Origin of the sequence: Pseudomonas alliivorans, assembly GCF_017826695.1 — a bacterium.
In the GTDB taxonomy this organism is placed as follows: Bacteria; Pseudomonadota; Gammaproteobacteria; order Pseudomonadales; family Pseudomonadaceae; genus Aquipseudomonas; species Aquipseudomonas alliivorans.
The window spans coordinates 354,191-377,089 of record NZ_JAFFZW010000002.1 but is presented as its reverse complement, the minus strand read 5'-3'; the positions used below and the strand labels follow the sequence as shown (position 1 = coordinate 377,089).

Annotated in this window: 7 protein-coding genes (1 of these 7 running past the window's edge); 1 reads left to right on the top strand and 6 read right to left on the bottom strand. The window is 62.5% G+C overall.

The window, feature by feature from the left end; genetic code table 11:
- Positions 1-35: 35 nt before the first annotated feature.
- The 3 genes from JTJ32_RS06265 to JTJ32_RS06255 form a co-directional block, all read right to left on the bottom strand.
- The gene (locus JTJ32_RS06265; RefSeq protein ID WP_099230644.1) at positions 36-2,438 is read right to left on the bottom strand and encodes a TonB-dependent receptor; all 2,403 of its coding nucleotides are present in this window, start codon (positions 2,436-2,438) and stop codon (positions 36-38) included.
- A gap of 71 nt (positions 2,439-2,509) precedes the next feature.
- Positions 2,510-3,472, bottom strand: coding sequence for a FecR domain-containing protein (locus JTJ32_RS06260; RefSeq protein ID WP_236059203.1), 963 nt, complete (start codon positions 3,470-3,472; stop codon positions 2,510-2,512).
- Entirely contained in the window at positions 3,472-3,981 is a 510-nt protein-coding gene (locus JTJ32_RS06255; protein ID WP_099230640.1) for a sigma-70 family RNA polymerase sigma factor, read from the bottom strand. Before JTJ32_RS06255 ends, JTJ32_RS06260 begins: the two co-directional genes overlap by 1 nt.
- A 522-nt stretch (positions 3,982-4,503) precedes the next feature.
- On the opposite strand from JTJ32_RS06255, the gene JTJ32_RS06250 reads away from it, so the two are divergent.
- Positions 4,504-5,214, top strand: coding sequence for a helix-turn-helix transcriptional regulator (locus JTJ32_RS06250; protein ID WP_099230638.1), 711 nt, complete (start codon positions 4,504-4,506; stop codon positions 5,212-5,214).
- On the opposite strand, the gene JTJ32_RS06245 is transcribed toward JTJ32_RS06250, so the two are convergent.
- The 3 genes from JTJ32_RS06245 to JTJ32_RS06235 form a co-directional block, all read right to left on the bottom strand.
- Positions 5,189-7,198 carry a MacB family efflux pump subunit gene (locus tag JTJ32_RS06245; RefSeq protein ID WP_210041435.1) on the bottom strand — a complete coding sequence of 670 codons (2,010 nt, stop codon included), beginning with the start codon at positions 7,196-7,198 and terminating at the stop codon, positions 5,189-5,191. The genes JTJ32_RS06250 and JTJ32_RS06245 overlap by 26 nt on opposite strands.
- Position 7,199: 1 nt before the next feature.
- Complete coding sequence (gene macA / locus JTJ32_RS06240) at positions 7,200-8,351, bottom strand: macrolide transporter subunit MacA (protein ID WP_210041433.1); 1,152 nt, start codon at positions 8,349-8,351, stop codon at positions 7,200-7,202.
- Between the two features lie 118 nt (positions 8,352-8,469).
- Positions 8,470-22,899, bottom strand: the 3' portion of a protein-coding gene (locus JTJ32_RS06235; RefSeq protein WP_210041431.1) for a non-ribosomal peptide synthetase. The gene runs 3,312 nt beyond the window's last position; the window shows 14,430 of its 17,742 coding nt (coding positions 3,313-17,742); its start codon lies off the right edge, out of view; it ends in the stop codon at positions 8,470-8,472.

Genomic DNA, 22,899 nt, shown 5'->3' with positions numbered 1-22,899 from the left:
AGGTGCCCGTCCCTGGGCAGCGCATGAATGATTGATCAGAAGCCCACAGTGGCCGAGATCAGATAGGTTCGGGGTGTCGCGAGCGTCAGGCCCGGCTCGCTGTCATCCGAGGCGCCGGCAGAGCTCCAGTACCGCTTGTCCATGACGTTCTCGACGTTGGCGCGCAGCGTAACGGTCTTCTGATCGACCTTGAAGGCGTAGCGTGCGCCGACGTCGAAACGCTCGGACGAATCGATGTCCTTGGTATTGGCCTGATCCAGATACTGAGAGCTGGTATAGATACCCCGCCCGGTCAGCGTCAGGCCCTGCACGGTCGGCACGTCCCATTCGGCACCGACATTGACGTTGTATTCGGGCGTGGCAGGCGCACGGTTGCCGTCGAAGGTGCCACCCGTGGTGTTTTTCAGCTCACTGTCGATGTACATCACACCGCCCAGCAGGCGGAAGCCCTTGAGCGGCTCGCCGAACATGGTCAGCTCTACGCCATTGTTCTCGCGCTTGCCGTTCGGCCCGAACACGCGGGAGGCGGCATTGGTTTCGTAGGCTGGCTGCTTGATGCGGAACACGCTGCCGGTGAAAGCGAACGATCCCAAGTCATATTTGGCACCCACCTCGACCTGACGGCTGATGAAGGGCGGGAAGATCTCGTCTTCGTTGATCGAGGTCGACGGTGCGATCTTGCCCTGGCTCAGGCCTTCCATGTAGTTGGCATACACCGACAACTCATCGGTCACCTTGTACAGAATGCCGCCGGACGGCGAGACCTTTTCCTCATCGTAAGCCGTGTCGCCCTTGACGTTGTTGGTCCAGTCATCGACCTTGACCCGCTGCCAGCGTGCGCCCAGGGTCAGCAGCAGACGATCATCGAAAAAGCCCAGCGTGTCGGACAGCGCCAGACCGCTGAAGCGGTTTTCGGTGTAGACCTTGTCATCCCTGCGCGTCGGGTTGGCTGGCGTCGGTGTGTCTACCGGGTTGAACAGGTTACTCGGAGACGCGGCGTAGCGGGCACCCCCGTTTTCGAAGTCCATGTAGAAGTAGCTGGCCGCCAGATTCACTTCGTGACTGACCGGACCGGTCTTGAACCAGTTGCGCACACCGGCCGTGGCCGTGCGCACGTTTTCGTCGCGCGTAAAATCGCGCGGCTGAACGCTGAAGTTGCCCGCATCGTTGGTGATCGAAACCGCATGGCGCAGAAAGTCGTGGTCGCTTTTGCGTGCACCGACGCCGCCGTACAGCATCACGGAATCGTTGACATCGTATTCGGCGTTGACCATGCCGAACGTGTCCTCGGTGCGTGCCTTGCTCCAGGATTGCGCATAGTTGTCACGCACATCGTTGGCGTTGGGCACCTTGGCGTTCGGGCCGATCTGTACGCGCTCCTGGGGTGCATCGGTGTTGCGCTCGGTGTGCCCGATGTCCGTGGACAGACGCAGACGCTCGCCACGGAAATCCAGTCCCAGGACCGCCATCTGGCGGTCGACACTCTGGTGGTCCCAAGTGGTGTCGCCGGACTGCTTGACACCGTTGAAGCGGATACCGAACTTGTCTTCATCGCCAAAACGGCGGGCGATGTCCACGGCCCCGCCGACCTGGCTGTCCGAGGCATAACTGCCGGTGAATTCGGTGATGGGTTTGTCTGTAGCGCGCTTGGGTACCACGTTGATGCCGCCGCCGACACTGCCGCGCGGCGAAATGCCGTTGACCAGTTGGCTCGGGCCTTTGAGGATGTCCACGCGCTCGGCCATTTCCATGTCGATCGTGTAGGTCGGCAGGATGCCGTACAGGCCGTTGTAGGAAACGTCGCTGTTGAAGAGGCTCAAGCCGCGAATAGTGAACTGCTCGTAGCGTCCGCCTGCCGGGTTGGTCGCACGTACCGAAGGGTCGCTGGCGATCAGGTCACCCAGCGTGCGGGCCTGCTGGTTCTTCACCGCTTCCTGGGTGTAGGTGGTCATGCTGAACGGCGTGTCCATGAAGTCACGCGCACCGAGCATGCCTTGCGAGCCGCGGCGTGCAACCTGACCGCCCGCATAGGCTTGGCCGTCAGTCGTGCCGCCAGCACCGAGAATCGAGGTGGGCGCCAGCTCCAGGCTGCCGCTGCTCGGCGCCGGAACCAGCGTATAGGCCTGCTCTCCCACTGACACCAGTTGCAGGCCTGAGCCTTGCAGCAGACGCGCGAAGCCTTCCTCGACCGCGAAGTCTCCGGACAGTCCTGCGCTGTTGCGTCCGTTCACCAGCGCAGGGTCTACGGAAAGGTTTACCCCGGCCAGTCCCGCAAAACGGGTCAGCGCGGCGCTCAGGCTGCCAGCGGGAACTTCGTAGGCGCGGCGCCCTGACGTTTCCGCCCAGCTGTTCGAGATGAACAGCGGGCTGGAACTGAGGGTCAGCAACAGGCTGAAGTGCAAAAGCGGACGTAAACGATAAGGAGGCACTGCGGACATGTAGGGAAGCTCTCGTAGTTTTTTGTTCACTTACCTGGAATGACCAGTGAGGCGAAAAAAAGGGACAGGCTTCACGCACTATTTTTTGCAGAAAGATTTTTGCGAGGCACCAGCGTCACCCAATAGCGGGTACGCATATGCACATCCACCTGCAGGCTGGCGGCCAGCAGCGAAAGGACACGGTCCGTATCGTCGAGCCGGAAACTGCCTGTGACGCGCAAGGCATCAAGTCCGGGTTCCCAACGCAACAGCCCTGGCCGGTAACGACCAAGTTCGCGCAGGAAACTGCCCAACGACTGGTTCTGAGCGGTCAGCACGCCGTCGCGCCAGCCCGGCAACAGGGCGTCGAACGCGCTGACCGACCCTGCTCCGTTACGCTGAAGGCTGATCTGCTGCTGCGCATGCAGGTCCAGTTCAGGCCCTTGCAGCGGCTGCAGTCGCACGCTGCCACTGACAACCGAGACCCGGCAATCGTTGGCGTTGAGACGCACGCAGACTTCGCTTCGGCTGACGATGATCCTGCCGTACGGAACCTCGATGGTCAGCGGCGTACTGCCGGACACCTTGAGCGCCATCTCGCCGCGAACCAGCGCTACCTGCCGGGTATTCAGGTCGACGTTCACGGCGCTGTCGGTGTTCAGTTGCAGAACGCTGCCGTCCGCCAACGCAAGACGCTTGTGTTCGCCGATAGAGGTTTGCAGGTCGGCGCGCCAGACATCAATCGGTAATTGCCGGCCCAGCAGCCAGACGGCCGGAACCAGCGTGGCCACTCCAAGCGCTCTTTTTAGCGCTGCGCGCCGTGCCTTGTCGGGACGATCGAGGGTGGCCATCGCAAGGTGAGACGGCAGGCCGAAAAAACGCTTGCGCAGCTGTTGTGCCTTTTGCCAGGCGCGCTCGTGACTGCTGGCACTGTCGCGCCAATGCTGAAGTTTGACGTGGTCCTCGTCGCTCGCACCGCCGGACTCCAGCAGCGCAAGCCATTGCGCCGCTGCGCGTGCGACCTCCCGGTCTTGGCTGGACAGCGACTGACGCATCACCAGTCCACCAGCAGACAATGTTCGTAGGCGTGTGCCATGTAGCGTTTGACGGTGCGCTCGGAGACCTGCAAACGTTCGGCAATTTCGCGATAACCCAGGCCTTCGAGCTGGCTCCACAGAAATGCCCTGCGCACGACAGCGGACAGTCCGTCGAGCAACTCGTCCAGCGCCTGCAGTGTTTCCAGCAGCAGCCAGCGCTGTTCGGGAGATGGAGCGGCCTCTTCCGGCAACTGTGCCAAGGCTTCAAGATAAGCCTGTTCCAGACTGCGACGGGTATAGAAGTTGCTCAGCAGGCGCTTGCCGACGGTCAGCAGATAAGCACGAGGTTCCTGCATATCGGCGATCTGCTGTGAACTGGACAGCACGCGAAGAAACGTATCCTGGCTAAGGTCCGCAGCATCCCAGGCATTGCCCATGCGCCGTCTCAGCCAGCTTTCCAGCCAGCCATAGTGGTCGCGATACAGGGAATGTAGAGAATGGTCCGTTGACGTCGCTGCTTCGATCATGTCGAGAGGCCTTGCGCTATGGATGTGTCAAATGAGACTCATTCTAATTAGTGTTATATCCAGAGTCCACGCACTTTTTCGATCAGCCCCCCGTTACAGCTGGGCCGAGAGGCCGTCAAAACCGCGCAACGGCACGGTTTGTAACGGCTTGCTGGTGATCGAACCTTGACAGAATGTTGTGACGCTGAGCCTGCCAAGGCACACGGTGCGACGCGATCGGGCCGTTTTTCGACGCGGCCCTGCCTGATCAACGGGGCCCTGTCACACCGGTGTGTGACGGTATTGATGTCTGGCAAGCTTCCTTGCGCCTTCAGACGGTCTCGGCATCCTGGCTCTGCGGCCTGTCCGATCCCCCCAAAAAAATGAGCCTTCGCTTTTACGGCAGATAATTTCCTTTCGCTCTAAATCGTCATCTTTCGCAGGCACGCTAGTTGAACTAAATAAAAATATTAGTTTATGTGACTGCCAAGTCGTATTAACGTCTTAGAGACGTCAGTAGTTCTGAAATCATGGATGAGCAAGATGACCCCAACGCTACTTCCTCAAATCGGCAGGGCCATAGCCAGCATCGGCAGCGGCCATTTTTCAAGCATGTTTCACGAGTTGATCAACTCACAGTTGACCGTGGATGCGACCCACCTCTACTTGCTGCCAAGGCCTTGGCAAACACCGAAAGCGCCGGTGTCCACGGTGTTCAACGAAACCGTGACATCGCACCGGGCGGCCTCGCGCTTCACTGATTCCATTCAGTTGAATCCGGCCCAGGAATCGCCAAGTTACTGCTGCAAGATCACGGCGTTTCGCGGACGCCCGTCCAGTGATTTCTCGATGACCGAACGACGCCGCCTGGAGGACATTTCTCCGCTGCTGTTTTCGATTCTGGAAAAGCACGTAGACGCCCTGCAACTGGCCACCCTGGATGCCGAATCAAGGAAGCCCGAAGGTCTTGAAGACCGCTTCCACGAACGACTGCGTGAAACCGGGCTGGTGCTTTCCGAACGCGAACTGCAGGTCTGCGTGGGACTGCTGACAGGCCAGACCGCCATGGAACAGGCGGAGCGTCTGGCGCTCAAGGTGAGCACGGTGAGCAGTTACCAGCGTCGTGCAGCGGTCAAGCTGGGCATCAGCGGACGCAACTCGCTGATGCGCTGGATGTACGCCTCGCCCAACGATATATCATCGGGCGACCGGGCCCGAACGCCGCTTTTCAGTCCCGCGCCAGCGCTTCGATAGGGTCAAGCCTTGCTGCGTTTCGGGCCGGTACGAAGCCGAACAGCACGCCGATCAGCGTCGAGCAGGCAAATGCGGTGACCACCGAAGCCATCGAGAAGACCATTTCCCACTGTTTGACGAACAGCGTGAACAGGTAACCGATGCCGTAAGACAGACCGATGCCGATGACGCCACCGATCAGGCAGACCATGACCGCCTCCACCAGAAACTGCTGACGGATATCCGACTGTCGAGCACCCACAGCCATGCGAATCCCGATCTCCCGAGTTCGCTCGGTGACCGACACCAGCATGATATTCATCACCCCGATCCCCCCCACCACCAACGAGATCACGGCGATCAACGACAGCAGCAACGTCAGTGAGCGGCTGGTTTTCTGCACCGTCTGCATGACGCTGTCCAGGTTGTTGGTGAAAAAATCCTTGGTGCCGTGACGCTGCAGCATCAGCGCCTTGATTTCCTCTTCCACGACCTTGCTGGGCATGCCGTCCTTGACCCGCACGCTGATGCTGTCCAGATGGCGCTGGCCGAGCACACGTCCGGCGGCGGTTTCGTAGGGCATCCAGATGTTGAGCGTATTGCCTGCAATGAACAGGTTCTTGTGATCACTGGTGACGCCAATCACCGTGCACGGCAGCTTGCCGATCAGGATGACCTTTCCTAACGGATCAACGCCCGGGCCGAACAGACGCTGGGCGGTGTTGTGGTCCAGCACCACGACCTGCGCCTGGCGCCGGGCATCCTGATCATCAAAGGTGATGCCGGCTGCCAGTTGAATGTTGCGAACCTGGAAGTAGCGACTGCTGACGCCATTGAGTTGCGCATCGACGTCGATGTTGCGGTAGCGCACCAGCATGCTGCGCCCGACCACCGGGGTGGCGCTGTCGATGTAATACATCTGATTGAGCGCCGTGACGTCTGATGGCAGCAGCGTCTCGATGGACTTGGCCCGACTGTCGCCAAAGTTGCTGCCCGCATAAATGTCGATGGTGTTGCTGCCAATCGACTGAATGTCCTTGAGCACGTAACGCTTGGCGCCTTCGCCGATGGCCGAAATGGAGACCACCGAGGTGATGCCGATGATGATCCCCAGCATCGTCAGCAGCGTGCGCATGCGGTGCGAAATCAGCGCGATCCAGGCCATGTTGAACGCTTCGCGAAACAGGCCGAAGCTGGCGATAATTCGGCGCCTGGCGGTGGCCGGTTGTTGCAGCGCAGGCTGGGGTTCAGCCACCGGCTGCACACGTGGCGCGGTGCGTTTGTCACTGATGATTTCACCATCGCTGACTTCGATGACCCGCTCGGCATTGGCGGCGACCTTCGGGTCGTGGGTCACGAGGATGACGGTGTGCCCCATCGCGTGGAGTTCCAGCAGGATGCGCATGACCTCCTTGCCGCTGGTGGTGTCCAGTGCGCCGGTCGGTTCGTCGGCGAGAATCACCTCGCCGCCGTTCATCAACGCCCGGGCAATACTGACCCGCTGCTGCTGCCCACCCGACATCTGACTCGGGCGGTGCTCAAGATGCCCGCCCAGCCCGAGGCGCGTCAGCAACTCTTGGGCACGCTGATGACGCCCGGCCTGGGAGGTGCCCGCGTAAACCGCCGGAATTTCGGTGTTACGCACGGCGTCCAGATGCGGCAGCAGGTGGTAACGCTGGAAAATGAAGCCGAAGTGATCGCGCCGCAAGGCGGCCAGCGCATCGTCATCCAGGTCGCGGGTCTGCTGACCCGCGACCCGATAGATGCCGCTGCTGGCGTTATCGAGGCAACCGAGAATGTTCATCAGCGTGGATTTGCCCGAGCCGGAGGCACCGATGATTGCTACCAGTTCACCGGCGTGAATCGCCAGATTGATCTGCTTGAGGACGGTAACCTCGCGGTCTCCGGCCATGAAGCTGCGACTCACGTTCTCCAGTTGCAGCAAAGGCTGCTGCGAGGCAATCGAGGCTTCATGCAGGTCGGCGACTTCTACCTTCTGGTTCATATCAAACCCCTGCCACAACCGCTGTCGGGTCGCCTATGACCACCTGATCACCTTCGACCAGCCCGTCCTTGATCTCTGCCTGCACATTGTTGTTGATGCCGACCTGAACCTTGCGCTCCTGAGCGAAGCCCTTTGCATCCACCACCCGCACAAACGAAGAGCCCTCGCTGGTCCGCGACCCCAGCGCGGCTACAGGTACGGTGATCGCGTTGCGCGCCGTGCCCAGAACGATGCGCACCTGCGCAGTCATGGCGATGCGCAGACGCTGATCCTGATTGGGCACCTCGAACAACGCGTTGTAGAACACCGCTGAATTCTGCCGGGAAGCCGAGCTGCCGCTTTCGGTTTCCAGGTAATCCTGCGGCGCGGGCTCGGTGCCGCGCAGCTTGGCGTAGTAGCGTTTGTCCTCACCCAGGATCGTGAAATAGACCTCCTGCCCCGGCGTGATATGGATAACGTCCGCCTCCGACACCTGAGCCTTGATGGTCATGGTGTCCAGATCGGCCAGTTTCAGCAGCACCGGTGCCAGTTGCTGAGCGATGACGGTCTGACCCTCCTGCGTGACGATACCGACCACATCACCATCGATAGGCGCAATGATGCGTGTATAGCCCAGATTGACCTTGGCGGTGTCGATCTGCACCTGAGCACTTTTGATTTCAGCGTCCAGCGCGCGCACGTTCGCCTGCTGCATGTCGTAATCGGATTCGGCGCTTTCGAAGTCCTGACGGGATACCGACTGATCGGTCTGTAATTCCTTGTAGCGGTCATAGAGGCGCTTGGCCTGTTTCATCTGAGCCTGCGCCGAGGCCCGCTGAGCCTTGAGTTTTTCCTCGTCCACCTCGGCCTGGCGCAACGTGTTGCGCAGCACCAGCGGATCGATCTCGGCCAGCCACTGGCCTTTCTTGACCTTGTCGCCCAGCTTGACCTTGAGCGACTTCAATTGCCCCGACACCTGAGCGCCGACATCCACCTGCTTGATGCCTTCCAGTACGCCCGTGGCGAGTACGGCGTTTTCGATGTCACCACGCTCGGCCTTTGCGGTGATATACGCGGGCGGTTTGGCCGGTGCCTCGACGGCATACAGCACAACGCCCGCTACCACTACCAGCGCAGTGATCAATCCCGTCTTGCGTAATTTCGACTTGTTCATAGAGGCCTGCTGATCCTTGAAGATCGCGCCCGCTCAATGGGCGACGACTGATTTACCGTTTTCCATGCGCAGCCCCGGAGCAGGCCGGATGCCTGCCACCGGGGTTTCATTCAGGGGTTCATGAGAGCGGTTCCCGGACACTGACGGGCTGCCTGTCGTACCACCATGCGGCCAGGCTGTAGACGTCGGGCGTCTTGAGGATGCTGAAATGATCGCCCGGACCGTTCCACAGCGTCAGTTGCGGCAATACCTGCTGCCAGCCCTGAGTCATGTCGCTCCGCTCGACACGATTGGCCGCGGCATCCAGAGCGGGATCGGTCAGCAGCACCAGACTCGCTGGCCCTGCATAGCCGATTTCCGGTCGGTACAGGGTGCGCAAGGCGCTGGAGAATGTGCGCACGATCCCGTTCAGCGCCTGGGGCGCAATCCGCGAGGACAGCAGACCGACGCGCACCATGGCTTCGCGAAGCTGCAGAGACTGAACCGCATCGTCAGCGTCGGCAAAGGCCTGCGTATCAAGCTCGAGGTTCTTGCCGCTGGACAATTGCAGTGCATTGATCAGCCGCTGCACCGCCGCCGTGGCGGTGTATGGCTTGCTGCAGGTCGTCGTGTTGCCGGGCGCTTCGCTGTCGATCAGGGTCAGCGAAAGCACTTCGCGCCCCTGTGCCTGCAGCCTGCCTGCCATGGCATGCGCCACCCAGCCGCCAAACGAATGCCCCACCAGATGCAACGGGCCGTGCGGGTACAGACCCTCGATTTCCCGCACGTAGCTTATGGCGGCCGCTTCGACACGGCTGTGAGGCACGTAACGGCCTTCCAGTCCGCGCGCCTGGAAGCCATAGATCGGCCAGTCAGGCCCCAGCGCTTCGGCCAGACCGATCAGGCTGGTGACACTGTCGCCCGCGCCAGGCACGCAAAACAGTGGCGCCCGGGCATTCTGTCCGCTCTGTATGGCCAGCAACGATTTGTGGACCTGGGACGGCTGCACAGCAGCGGCCTGAGCGGCCAGTGCCTTGCCGAGTGCCTGCCCCAGCACCTGAACATGAGGTGCCTGCATCATGCTCATGTGATCACCCGGCACGCTGACGCAATGCAGTTGCCCGGCAGGCACAACCTCGGCCCAGCCGTGGTTGGAATCCTGCCCGCTGGCTGCATTGCTCGGTGCATTCTGTAACTGTTCGGCGCGGAACAGATGCACCGGCAGGTTCACGGGTTCGAGCCGGTAGTGAGCCAGCGCATGACCGTGGGCCAGCTCGCGCTCCAGGTAATGACGCAGTTGCAGATCGCTCGCCTGTGCCAGGTCCGGATACAGCAATTGCTCATCCCGGCACAGTTGCAACAGCGATTCGAATGCCGGCACGTCGGCCTGCTCCTGCAGAGTCACCAGGCGCATCAGCGGAGTGATGCCCGCCTTGCCCTGCGCCTGCCAGTACGCTGCGCAATGCGCCAGCAATTCACGCTCAAGCAGGTTTGGCCCCTCCCACCGCGCCTTGCCCTGATCGGTCAGGCGCGGCACATAGCTGTCCAGCAGACCGATGAAGGAAACCGTTTCATCCATGCCCAGCAGTTGCGTGGCCACTTCATAAGCCAATACACCGCCGAACGACCAGCCCGCCAGACGATAAGGCCCGTGCGGTTGCACACTGCAAATTCGCTCAATCAACCCTGCTGCCAGCCCTTCCAGCGTATTGAGTTGCGGTTGTCCCAGGCCAATACCGGGCAGACCGTAAATCGGGAAATCGCCTTCAAGATGCTGGCCCAGCACCGGGAAGTAGGCGTCCAGACCGGTGAAATCATGAATCAGGAACAGCGGCGCATTATTGCCGCCCTCTCGCACCGTGATCACCTCAGGTATTTCAGCGATGCCGTCAGGTCGTTGCTCGAGCAACCCGGCCAGTGCTGCGACGCTTGGGTGCTGGAACAGCTCGGCCAGACTCAGCGACAGGCCGGATTTCTGGATCAGGCTGACCAGACGGATTGCCAGCAACGAATGACCGCCCAGCTCGAAGAAGCTGTCGTGACGGCCGATCCGCTCAACCTCCAGCACCTCGGCCCATAGCCCGGCCAGGCGCTGTTCCATCGGTGTCTCGGGTGCCTGATAGGCGGCTGTTGCAAGCGCATCCAGACTCGGCACCGGCAGTGCCTTGCGGTCCACCTTGCCATTCTGGGTCAGCGGCAGTGCATCCAGCGCTACATAAGCGGCAGGCACCATGTACTCAGGCAGAAGGCCCGTGAGATGCGCCCGCAAGGTGCTTGCGTCGAGCGGCGCAGCAAGGCAGGTGTAATAAGCCACCAGGCGCAATCCACCCTCTTCCAACTGCCGCGCCACCACTACGGCTTCGCCGATGCCCGGATACGACGCCAGTTGCTGCTCGATCTCGCCCAGTTCGATACGTATCCCACGAATCTTCACTTGGTCGTCATTGCGCCCCAGGTACTCCAGCGTCCCATCAGCCAGCCAGCGAACCAGGTCGCCGGAGCGATACATCCGCGCATTCGGCTGCTCGCTGAACGGGTCATCGAGGAAGCGTTCGGCGGTCATCTCCGGACGGTTCAGATACCCCCGGGCCACACCGTCTCCGCCGATGTACAACTCGCCGGGCACGCCCAACGGGACCGGCTGGCAACGCGCATCCAGCACGTAAAGGCGTGCGTGTGACAACGGTTTGCCGATGTGCAGCACACCGCCCGCAGACATCTCGCCGGAGCTGGCCACGACCGTGGTTTCGGTCGGGCCATAGTTGTTGATCACCGCAAAACCGGGGTCGCGAGGGAACTGACGCAGACGGTCGCCGCCGATCAACAGCGTGCGCAGCGTCGGATGACGCAGCTCGCGACTGAACGCGTACTCGGCGACCGGCGTCGGCAGGAAGGCAACCTGCAGCGGCTGGGCCATCCACCAGTCGAGCAACGCGTCCAGTTGCTCGTTGCCGATAGCCGCGGGCGGTACATGCAAGGTTGCCCCGGCACACAGCGCTGGCCAGACTTCCCAGGCCATGGCATCGAAACCGAAGCCGGCGACGCTGGCGGTATGGCTGCCGACGTGCAGATCGAAGGCCTGACAATGCCAGTCCACCAGATTATTGAGGGTCCGGTGCTCGACCATCACACCTTTGGGCAGACCGGTGGAGCCCGACGTATAGATCACGTACGCCAGATGGTCGATGGTCAGGTGCGCAACCTGCGGATTGTCCGCACGCATTGGCCACTCGACGCGGTCCAGTGCCACAACGGGCACGTTCAGGTCCACAAGCCGCTCCAGCAGATCGACTTGAGTCAGCAACACTACTGGCGCGCTGTCTTGCAGCAGGTAGCCCACGCGCTCGTCCGGGTGACCCGGATCGACCGGCACATAACCGGCACCGGCCTTGAGCACAGCCAGCAGCCCGATCAGGGTGTCCAGCCCACGGCACGCCATCACCGCCACGCGGTCGTCAGGACGCACACCCAGCCCGATCAAATGATGCGCGAGGGCGTTGGCGCGACGGTTCAATTCGCCGTAGCTCAGACGCTGATCGCCCACTTGCGCCGCTACGGCATCAGGTACCAAGGTTGCCCGATTCTCGATGCGTTGATGAATGGTGAACGCGCTGTCAGGCTCGGTGCGCCGCACATTAAAGCCGTTCAACAACTCGATGCGCTCGGCAGCGGGCAACAGATCCAGCGTGTCGAGGCCCATGCGCGGCGCCTGCGCCAAGGTCTCAACCAGTGCTTCAACGGCACAGACCATGTAGGCACAGATACGTCGCGCATCAATGCCTGCCGAGGTGAGTGCGGTCAGGTCGAAGCCTTCGCCCAGATCATCGACACTCAGGGTCAGCGGGTAATTGCTGCGCTCATCGGCCTCAAGCAGCTCGATGCCCTGCCAGGCTTCGCTGGCCGGGGCGTCGGCAGCTGCAGGCGCCGCGCTGTGACGGTAATTGAGCAATGCGCTGAACAGCGGCGCACCGGCCGGCAGCGCGCTGCAGCGTTGTGCAAGTGCCAGCGGCGCGTGTTCATGTGCCAGCAGACCGCTCAGGCGACGGTGGGCCTGAAGCACAGCCTCCTGCGCCGACTGCCCCACGAGATCAATACGCAGCGGCAAGGTATTGATGAACACTCCCAGCGTGCGCTCCACGCCTTCTCCGCCTTGCAGCCGGCCAAGCAGGACGGTGCCGAACACGATCTTTTCACGACCGGACAACTGTCCCAGCACCTGCGCCCAGGCCAGGTGCATCAGACTGGCAGCACTGACGCCGAGCACGCGTGCCTGATCTCGCACCTTGCGACTCAAGTCAGCCGTCAGTGGCTGCCTGGCTTCACCCGGCACGTCAGCACCCGGTAACCAACCCTGGCCGTAAGGCAGGGTCGGCTCGTCCAGATCACCCAGTTGCTCGCGGAAGAACAACTCGTGCCCCTGATCGCCCTGCCCCTGCAACGTCTGGGCAATGTAATTGCGATACGGCACCGGCGCAGGCAACTGCGCTTCCTGATCAAGCAGCATCGCCTGCAGTTCGTGGCTCAGCAGCTCCAGCGCCATGTGATCCATGATCAGGTGATGGAACAGCAACACCGCCACAATCCGTCCGTTGGCCGGATCATCCGCGTGTATCAGACGCAGCAGCGGCGCCTGCTCAAGCCCAAGAGGCTCTGCCCTGACGAGGTCATCCAGTGCCACTTCGATCACCGGCAGCGTGGCCTGGCGCCAGACCACCTGCACGGGTGTTTCCAGCCCTTCCCAACACAGTGAAGTGCGCAGCACGTCGTTGCGGGCGATCACCCGCTGCAAGGCTGTGCAGAATGCGTTCAGGCGCGAACGGTCAGTGAAGGCAAAACGGGCCTGCAACTGATAGGGATCGTCGCCACCTGCGGACAAGTGGTGATAGAAGATACCGGCCTGCAGCGGCCCCAGTGGATAGATGTCCTGCACGTTGGCCACGCCACCCGGAACGCTAGCGACGATCAGATCGATGTCGGCCTGTTCCAGCGCCACCAGCGGCAGCATGTCCGGCGTGATGCGCAGGCAACCCGGTTCGATCGGGTTGGCGGGCACCTGCGTTTGCTGGCTGTTGCCAATCGCAGCCGCCAGTGCGGCCAGCGTCGGCTGCGCGAACAGGGTGCGAATATCAGCATCGAGCCCCTGACGACGCATCTGCGCGATCAGGTTCACGGCCAGCAGCGAGTGTCCGCCCAGTTCGAAAAAGTGGTCATGACGCCCCACCCGCTCGACGTGCAGCAATGAACTCCAGATCTCGGCCACGGCTGTTTCCACCGCCCCCTGGGGTGCTTCGTAATCCCGACCCGGCAGCGCGTCGCGATCCGGTACTGGCAAGGCGCGACGGTCGACCTTGCCGTTGGCCGTCAGTGGCCAGGCGTCCAGGCGGACCAGTGCGCCGGGCACCATGTAGCCCGGCAGCACCGACAGCAAGGCAGCCCGCAGTTCGGACACCGGGGTCGACAGCGAGCCGTCGCGTTCAATGAAATACGCTGCAAGCCTTGGCTGGCCCGGCTCGTCTTCACGAGCAACGACCAACGCCTCTTCGATGCCCGGCAACTGGCTCAATTGAGCCTCGATCTCGCCCAGCTCGATACGTACGCCACGGATCTTCACCTGATCGTCGTTGCGCCCCAGGTATTCCAGCGTGCCATCGGCGTTCCAGCGGGCCAGGTCGCCGGTGCGGTACATGCGCGCTTCGCAGTTGCTCTGGAACGGATCACGCAGGAAGCGCTCGGCCGTCAGGTCCGGGCGATTCAGGTAGCCCCGCGCCACGCTGTCACCGGCCACATACACCTCGCCCGCCACGCCCAGCGGCACCAGTTGCTGGCGCTCGTCGAGCAGGTACACGCGGGTGTTGGCGATGGGTTTGCCGATGTCGAGGCTGCCGTCGGGCAGCAGACGTCCCGACGTCGCGACCACCGTGGCCTCGGTCGGGCCGTAGTTGTTGATCACGGCAAAGCCCGGATCGCGGTGGAACTGGCGCAGACGGTCGCCGCCGATCAGCAGCGTGCTCAAGGTCGGATGACGCAGGTCACGGCTGAAGGCGTATTCGGCGACCGGTGTCGGCAGGAACGCCACCTGCAGCGGCTGGGCGATCCACCAGTCGAGCAAGGCATCAAGCTGTTCGTTGCCCACCTCCGCAGGCGGCAGGTGCAGGGTCGCCCCGGCGCACAGCGCGGGCCAGACTTCCCAGGCCATGGCGTCGAAACCGAAACCGGCGACGCTGGCCGTGTGACTGCCAGCGCGCAGGTCGAAGGTTTGACAATGCCAGTCGATCAGGTTGTTCAGCGTGCGGTGCTCGACCATCACGCCTTTCGGCTGGCCGGTGGAGCCCGAGGTGTAGATCACGTAGGCCAGGTGCGCGCAAGTCAGCCCTGCCACCTGCGGAGTGTCCAGACGTTCCGGCCAGCCCGGCTGATCGAAGGCAATGACCGTCGCAGCCAGTTCCGGCACACGACTGAGCAATGCCTGCTGGGTCAGCACCACGTTTGGCGCGCTGTCGGTCAGCAGGTAGGCCACGCGTTCGTCCGGGTGTGACGGATCCACAGGCACATAGCCAGCGCCCGACTTGAGCACCGCGAGCATGGCCACCAGCGTATCGAGGCCGCGACGGGCCATGACGGCCACGCGGTCGTCGGGGCGCACGCCAAGGCTGATCAGGTGATGGGCCAGTGCGTTGGCACGCAGATTGAGTTCGCCGTAAGTCAGGCAACGCTCGCCGACTTGTGCCGCCACGCTCTCGGGCATGCTGGCAGCACGGGCTTCGATAATCGCGTGCACGGTCTGCTCGTCATCCACCGCCACAGCCGTTGCGTTGAGCGTTTCCAGCAGGTAATGCCGTTCCTGTTCGCCGACCAGCGCGATGCGGTCAAGCCGCGTCTGCTCATGCGTCGCCAGCGTTTCAAGAATCTGCACGAAGTAGTTCAGATACCGCTTCGCCGTCGCTTCGTCGAACAGTGCCGTGGCGTAGTCCAGCGACCCGATCAGGGTTTCGCCCCGCTCGCTCAGGTTCAGCGACAGGTCGAACTTGGACACCTGACTGACCTGTTCGACCGCAGCCACCACCAGACCACCAAGCGGTACGGCGGCGTGTTCACCCGGCATCCAGTTCAGCGTGGTCTGGAACAACGGGGCATGGGCCAGGCTGCGTGTCGGGCGAACCACTTCCACGACCTGCTCGAAGGGCAGGTCCTGATGGTCCTGTGCCTCCAGCACGCGCGCTTTGACCTGCGCCAGCAACGCTTCACCGCTCGGGCTGCCCGAGGTGTCGATGCGCACGGCCAGGGTGTTGACGAACAGGCCGACCAGGTCTTCCAGTTCAGTACGACCGCGTCCCGCCACCGGGCTGCCGATCACCACTTCGGCCTGACCGGACAGACGCGTGAGCGTCGTGGCCCAGGCGGCCATCAGTGCCATGTACAGCGTGACACCCTGGCGTTGCGCCAGTTTACGCAGATCTATCGTCAGCCTCGCCTCCAGTTGCAACGCCAGGCTTGCGCCTGCGAAATCCTGTTGTGCAGGACGCGGACGGTCAGTCGGCAAGGTGAGCAGTGTCGGCGCGCCTTCCAGCGTCTGACGCCAGTAGGCAGCCTGGTGTTGCAGGCGCTCGCCCGTCAGCCAGCGACGTTGCCACACGGCGTAATCGGCGTACTGGATCGCCAGCGGCGGCAGCGGGTCGGGCTGACCCCGGCAGTACGCCGGGTACAGCGCCAGCAATTCCTGTGTCAGCACACCCATCGACCAGCCGTCGGCGACAATGTGGTGCACGGTCAGCAGCAGCACATGACGCTCGTCGGCGACCTGCAGCAGATGAGCGCGGATCAGCGGCCCATTGGCCAGATCGAACGGTGCGACTGCCTCGGCGCGGACACGCGCGTCCAGATTGCGGGGAGCGTGGCGAATGTCCTCGACGAACAGCATGGCATCGGCAGACGTGGGCACGAACAGCACTTGCGCACTGTCGCCGCTTGCCACGAACCGGCTGCGCAAGGTCTCGTGGCGCTCGACTATACGTGCCAGGGCTCGCGTCAGTGCCGTCATATCGAGCGCGCCTTCGAGGCTCAGAGCCATCGGGATGTTATAGGCCTCGTTGCCGCCGTCCATCTGTGCCAGAAACCACAGCCGTTGTTGGGCGAACGACAACGGCATCGGCTGGTCGCGCTTCACCGGCAGAATCGAAGGCAATTCGCTGCGGGCCACACCACACAGCGCGGCGGCCACCGCAGCCAGCTCACCGAGAGCAAACAGCTCGCCCAATGGCAACTCCACGCCCAGTTGCTGGCGAACCTGAGACACCATGCGCATCGCCAGCAGCGAATGCCCGCCCAGATCGAAGAAGTGGTCGTGACGGCCGACTCGTTCGACCTGCAGCACCTCGGCCCAGATCTCGGCCAGTGCCACTTCGAACTCGCCTTCAGGCGCTTCGTAGTTCAGGCCGAACAACGCCGAACGCTCGGGTTTGGGCAGCGCACGGCGGTCCAGCTTGCCGTTGGCTGTCAGCGGCAGCGTCTTCAGCTCGATAAAGGCTGTCGGCACCATGTAGTCCGGCAGACTGGCCTGCAAATGCGCGCGCATCTGTTCCGGTGCAAGCAGCGTGTCTTCTTCATGACTGGTGTAATAGGCCACGAGCCGCACGTTGCCGGGCTCGTCTTCGCGAGCCAGCACCACGGTTTCGCCAATGCCCGGCAACTGGTGCAGGCAACTGACAATTTCACCCAGCTCAATGCGGAAGCCACGGATCTTGACCTGATCGTCGTTGCGTCCCAGGCATTCCAGCTGACCGCCTTCCATCCAGCGACCAAGGTCGCCGGTGCGGTACATCATGGCGCCCGGTTCATCGCTGAACGGGTCGACGAGGAATTTCTCGACGTTAAGGTCAGGGCGGTTCAGGTAGCCCAGCGCAACGCCATCGCCACCGATGTACAGCTCGCCCGTCACGCCCTTCGGTGCCAGGCGCTGATGGGTATCCAGCACATAGATACTGGTATTGCCAATCGGACGGCCAATCGGCACGCTCTCGTCGCCCTCGGACACGGCGCGCACTTCACAGGTCGTCGCGAAGGTGGTGGTCTCGGTCGGGCCGTAAACGTTGAACAGGCGCAGACCCTGCGCCCCGCCCAACAGCGCCCGATAACTGGCCGGGTCTGCGCGCTCACCGCCCGAAAGCAGCAGCCTGAGGCCTTGCAGGGCTTCCGGGATCTGCTGCACGTATTGGTTGAACAGCGCGGTGGTGATGAACAGCACGCTGATGCGGGCATCGCTCAGCAAGGCGCTGAAGCGAACCGGATCGACCAGTGTTTCGTGGTCGACCACACACAGCTGGCCGCCATTGAGCAAGGCGCCCCACACTTCCATGGTGCTGGCATCGAACGCCGGGTTGGACGCAAAAGCGACGCGGTCATGTTCGTTGAAATCGGCATAGCCATTATTCAGCACCAGACGAGCGATACCGCGATGCGGCACACGCACCCCTTTGGGCGCGCCAGTGGAGCCGGAGGTGTACATGACGTAGGCCGCCGTGTCCGAGCCGTGCGCCAATTCCGGGTCGTGGGCCGGCTGGCCGTTCAGGTTCAGGCTGTCCAGATCGATACGACGCGTCGTCGCGTTGATGGCCGTAGCGTTGCGGGTCAGCACGCAGACGGCCTGGCAGTCATCCAGCATGTATCTCTGGCGTTCTGCCGGTGCATTGACATCCAGCGGAACGAAGGTCGCGGCGCATTTGCTTACGGCCAGCTGAGCGATCAGCAGTTCCACTGAACGCGGAAGTACGATTGCCACATGGTCGTTGGGGACAATGCCCTGTTCGATCAGGTAATGAGCGAGGCGGTTGGCCTGCGCGTTCAGTTCACCGTAGTTCATCGAGCGCCGGCCATGCTCGGCGGCCACACGATCCGGATGTCGGGCGGCCCGTTGCTCGAACAGACCGTGTACAGACTGCTCGCGTGGGTATTCACGACGGGTGTCATTGAACGCGCTCAGCAGCTCCTGACGCTCGGCGGCAGGCAAAATGGCCAGCTGCGTCATGTCCGTGTCCGGCTGCTGTTCCAGCGCCAGAATCAGATGGGTCAGCGCTTCGTGCAGGTAATTGCAGATTCGCTGCGGCTCGATGCCCGACGTTGCCTGTGCCGTGAAACTGAAACCTTCGCCCAGATCATCGACGCTCAGGGTCAGTGGGTAGTTGCTGCGTTCCTCGGCGTTCAGTACCTCGATGCCTTGCCAGGCTCGCACGGTTTCGTCATCAACGGCCTTGTGTGCCGAGCTGTGACGGTAATTGAGCAGCGTGTTGAACAGCGGAGCGCCCGCAGGCAGTGCGCTGCAACGCTGAGCCAGCGCCAGTTGCGCATGCTCGTGGGTCAGCAGACCGGTCAACCTGCGGTGAGTGTCGAGTACCGCATTGCGCACAGACTGGCTGCCCAGTTCGATGCGCAGCGGCAAGGTGTTGATGAACACACCCAGCGCACGCTCCACACCCTCGGAGCCCTGCAGACGACCCAGCAGCACCGTGCCGAAGACCACGCTTTCTCGTCCCGACAGGTGCCCCAGTACCTGAGCCCAGGCCAGGTGCATCAGACTCGCGGCACTGACGCCCAGCAGACGCGACTGATCGCGCACCCTGTGGCACAGCGCATCGTCCAGCAGCAGACGCGCCTCGTGGGGAGCATCGTCCTGCGAGGCGAACGTCAGGCCATACGGCAGCGTCGGTTCATCAATGTCATCCAACTGTTCGCGGAAGAACGCTTCATGCGCGGCATCGTCCGGGCCTTGCAGCACCTGAGCGATGTAATTGCGGTACGGAACAGGCTCGGCCAGTTGCGCAGGCTCACCCAGCAGGATGCTTTGCAGCTCCTGGCCCAGTACATCGAGTGCCACGTGGTCCATGACCACGTGATGGAAACGCAGCACCGCAGCGATCAGCCCGGTGGCCGGATCATGGGCATATACCAGGTGCAGCAGCGGTGCCTGGGTCAGGTCCATGCGTGGCGCGTCGTCCAGCGTCTGCAGGTCAACCGCATCCACACGCAGCAGCGCCTTGCGCCACACGACCTGCACCGGGGCTTGCAAGCCTTCCCAGAAGAGCGCCGTGCGCAGTATGTCGTGACGCTCGATCACCTGTTGCAACGCACCGCAGAACGCGTCCAGACGTGTCGCGTCAACGAAGGTGAATCGAGGTTGCAGCAGGTACGGGTCGCTGTCGCCAGCGGCCAGGTGGTGATAAAGAATACCGGCCTGCAACGGCCCGACCGGGTAAATGTCCTGCACATTGGCTGCACCGCCAGGTACATGGGCGACGATGCGGTCGATGGCTTCCTGATCAAGCTGCACCAGCGGCAGCAGGTCCGGGGTGATGTAACGGCAGTCTGCATCGATCCGGTTTGCCGGGATCTGCACCGCGTTGTCGGTGCCGACCGCACTGGCCAGCGCAGCCAGCGTCGGCTGGGCGAACAGCACGCGGATGTCAGCGCTCATGCCCAGCTTGCGCATGCGTGCAATCAGCGTGACGGCGAGCAGCGAATGGCCGCCCAGTTCGAAGAAATGATCCTGACGCCCTACGCGGGCGACATTGAGCAGCTCGGCCCAGAGTTCGGCGATACGGGCTTCGGTTTCGCACAAGGGTGCCTCGTAGTGACGGCTCAGCACTGCGCTTGCGTCCGGCTCTGGCAGCGCGGTACGGTCCAGCTTGCCGTTGAGGCTCAGAGGCAAGGCGGCCAGCGCGACATAGGCCGTCGGCACCATGTAATCCGGCAGTTGCGCCAATACATGGGCACGCAAGGCATCGATGCCGGGCGCCGAATGACCTTCCCGGCAACTGAACCAGGCCACCAGACGCTCGCCGTGCAGCAGCACGGCCACTTCACGCAGCGCCGGATGGGCGCTGAGGCGTGCTTCGATCTCGCCTAGTTCGATGCGCAGGCCATGCAGCTTGACCTGGAAATCATTGCGGCCGAGAAACTCCAGTTGACCGTCTGCCCGCTGGCGAACCAGATCGCCGCTGCGATACAGGCGATCACCGGGTACGAACGGGCTGTCGATGAAGCGTTGTGCCTGCATGTCAGGCAGATTCAGGTAACCGCGGGTGACACCCGCACCGCCGATGTGCAACTGACCCACCACGCCCTGGGGCACTGGCTGGTCATAGTCATCCAGCACATACAGCCGCGTATTGCTGATTGCGCGACCGATCGGCAACGCTGATTCCGGAACCGGTTCATCGGCTTCCAGGGTCCATACGCTGCAGTCCACTGTCGCTTCGGTCGGGCCGTAGACGTTGTGCAGACGGACCTGCGGCAGGCGCAGGCGGACCTGTGCCGCCATGGCAGCGGTCAATTCGCCACCTCCGCAGACAATGTCGGTCAGGCTGATGCAACGGGCGCTTTCGTCAAGATCGACGAACTGTTGCAGCAGCGCGGGCACAAACTGCACCACGCTGACCTGACGGTCCTGAATTTCCTGGACGAGATAAGCCGGGTCACGTTGACCATCAGGGCGCGCCAACACCAGACGCAGACCTGCACACAGGGGCCAGAACAGTTCCCAGACCGATGCATCGAAACTTACCGGTGTTTTGTGCAGCAGCGCGCCGTTCGCCGCCGGCGGACACAGTTGCGAACTCCACTGCACCAGATTGCACAGGCCGCGATGTTCAACCATCACCCCCTTGGGTGCGCCGGTAGAGCCCGAGGTGTAGATCACATAGGCCAGGTGGCCTGCGCCCAATCCAGACACGATCGGGTTTTCGGGCGATTGCGCGTTCCAGGTGCAATTGTCCAGGTTGACCTGCGGCAGCGGGCGATCGGCAAAACGCGCCTGTGTCGTGCCATCGACCAGCAGCGCCACGGCGTCGCTGTCGCCGAGCATGTAGGCCAGACGATCCATCGGATAGCCCGGGTCCAGCGGCACATAGGCACCGCCAGCCTTGAGCACGGCCAGCAGGCCGATCACCAGTTGCGGACCACGCTGCAGGCACACCGCGACGCGACTTTCTGTCTGCACGCCCTGCCCGATCAAATGATGAGCCAGACGATTTGCCGCTTCGTTGAGCTGGCGATAACTCAGCCAGACTCCGGCCGACTCCAGCGCGACGGCATCCGGGGTTCGGGCAACCTGCGCTTCGAACAGCGTCTGCAAGGGTTGATCGAGCTGGAAATTCTGTTCGCTGGCATTGAACTCCACCAACAGACGACGGCGCTCCTGAGGCCCCAGCAATCCTGCTCTGGCGGGCACGGCGTGCGCATTGCCGACCATGGTCCACAGCAACTGCTCCAGGTAACCCACGTAACGGGCAACAGTCGATTCGTCGAACAGTGCGGTGGCGTAATCCACCACACCGGCAAACCCTTCGTTGGTTTCACTCATGCTCAAGGTCAGGTCGAACTTGGCGAAGGTCGGCTGATCGGACAGCGGTTGCAGGTGCAGGTCACCCAGTTGCAGTCCAAGCCCCTGACTTCCGTCCCAGGCCAGAGAGGCCTGGAACAGCGGGCTGTGGGCCAGACTGCGTGGCGGCCGCAGACGTTCCACCACCTGCTCGAACGGCAGATCCTGATGTTCCTGAGCCTGGATCACCTGAGACTTGATGCGCGCCAGCAGCGTGCTGACGTCGGGCTCACCAGATATGTCGATGCGCACCGCGAGGGTATTGACGAACAGGCCGATCAGCTCCTCGACTTCACTGCGCCGACGATTGGCCACCGGCATGCCGATCACCACCTCGGACTGCCCTGACAAGCGCGCCAGCAACACGGCCCAGGCGCCCATGAACAGCATGAACGGTGTCACGGCATGAAGCTGGCAGAAGGTTTTCAGGTCATCGCACAGGCGTGGATCAAGATGCACCGCAACGCTGGCTCCCGAATAGTCCTGACGTGCCGGGCGTGGTCGGTCGGTGGGCAGGGTCAGCAAGGCAGGCGCGCCGCTCAGTGCCTGATGCCAGTAATCGCTCTGCTGACTCATGCGCTCGCCGTCCAGCCAGTCGCGTTGCCACAGCGTGTAATCGGCGTACTGCAAGGCCAGTGGCGGCAGCGGATCGTCCAGCCCTTGGCTGAAGGCCCGGTAAAGCGTGGTGAGTTCACGGGTAAAGACGCCCAGCGACCAGCCATCGGCGACGATGTGATGCAGGGTCAGCAGCAGCACGTGCCGGTCCTCGGCCAGGCACAGCAGACGTCCGCGAATAGGCAGCTCGTCGAGCAGCTCGAACGGCTGTGCGGCTTCTTCGCGAACCACACGCTGCAGCGCCTGCTCGTCCTGACCGCGCAGATCCTGCCAGAGCAGATCCGGAACGACCGACACGGGTGCTGCCTGTACACGAGCTTCGCCTTCCTGCTGAATGAAGCGACTGCGCAGACTGTCATGGCGCACGACGATGCGCTCAAGGGCGCGTTTTAGCGCGCGAGTGTCCAGTTGACCGGTCAATTGCAGACCCAGCGGAATGTTGTAGGCGCTGTTGGCGTCTTCCATTTGCGCCAGGAACCATAACCGTTGCTGGGCAAAGGACAGCGGCACCGGCCCGTCATGACGGGTGACCTGGATGGCAGGCAGCTCGCTGCGTCCGGTGCTGCCCAGGCAGCGCGCGACGGC

Excerpts from the sequence above, each read along its gene's own strand:
- JTJ32_RS06265 (WP_099230644.1), bottom strand. The coding sequence starts at position 2,438 with ATGTCCGCAGTGCCTCCTTATCGTTTACGTCCGCTTTTGCACTTCAGC.
- JTJ32_RS06260 (WP_236059203.1), bottom strand. The coding sequence starts at position 3,472 with ATGCGTCAGTCGCTGTCCAGCCAAGACCGGGAGGTCGCACGCGCAGCG.
- JTJ32_RS06255 (WP_099230640.1), bottom strand. The coding sequence starts at position 3,981 with ATGATCGAAGCAGCGACGTCAACGGACCATTCTCTACATTCCCTGTAT.
- JTJ32_RS06250 (WP_099230638.1), top strand. The coding sequence starts at position 4,504 with ATGACCCCAACGCTACTTCCTCAAATCGGCAGGGCCATAGCCAGCATC.
- JTJ32_RS06245 (WP_210041435.1), bottom strand. The coding sequence starts at position 7,198 with ATGAACCAGAAGGTAGAAGTCGCCGACCTGCATGAAGCCTCGATTGCC.
- macA (WP_210041433.1), bottom strand. The coding sequence starts at position 8,351 with ATGAACAAGTCGAAATTACGCAAGACGGGATTGATCACTGCGCTGGTA.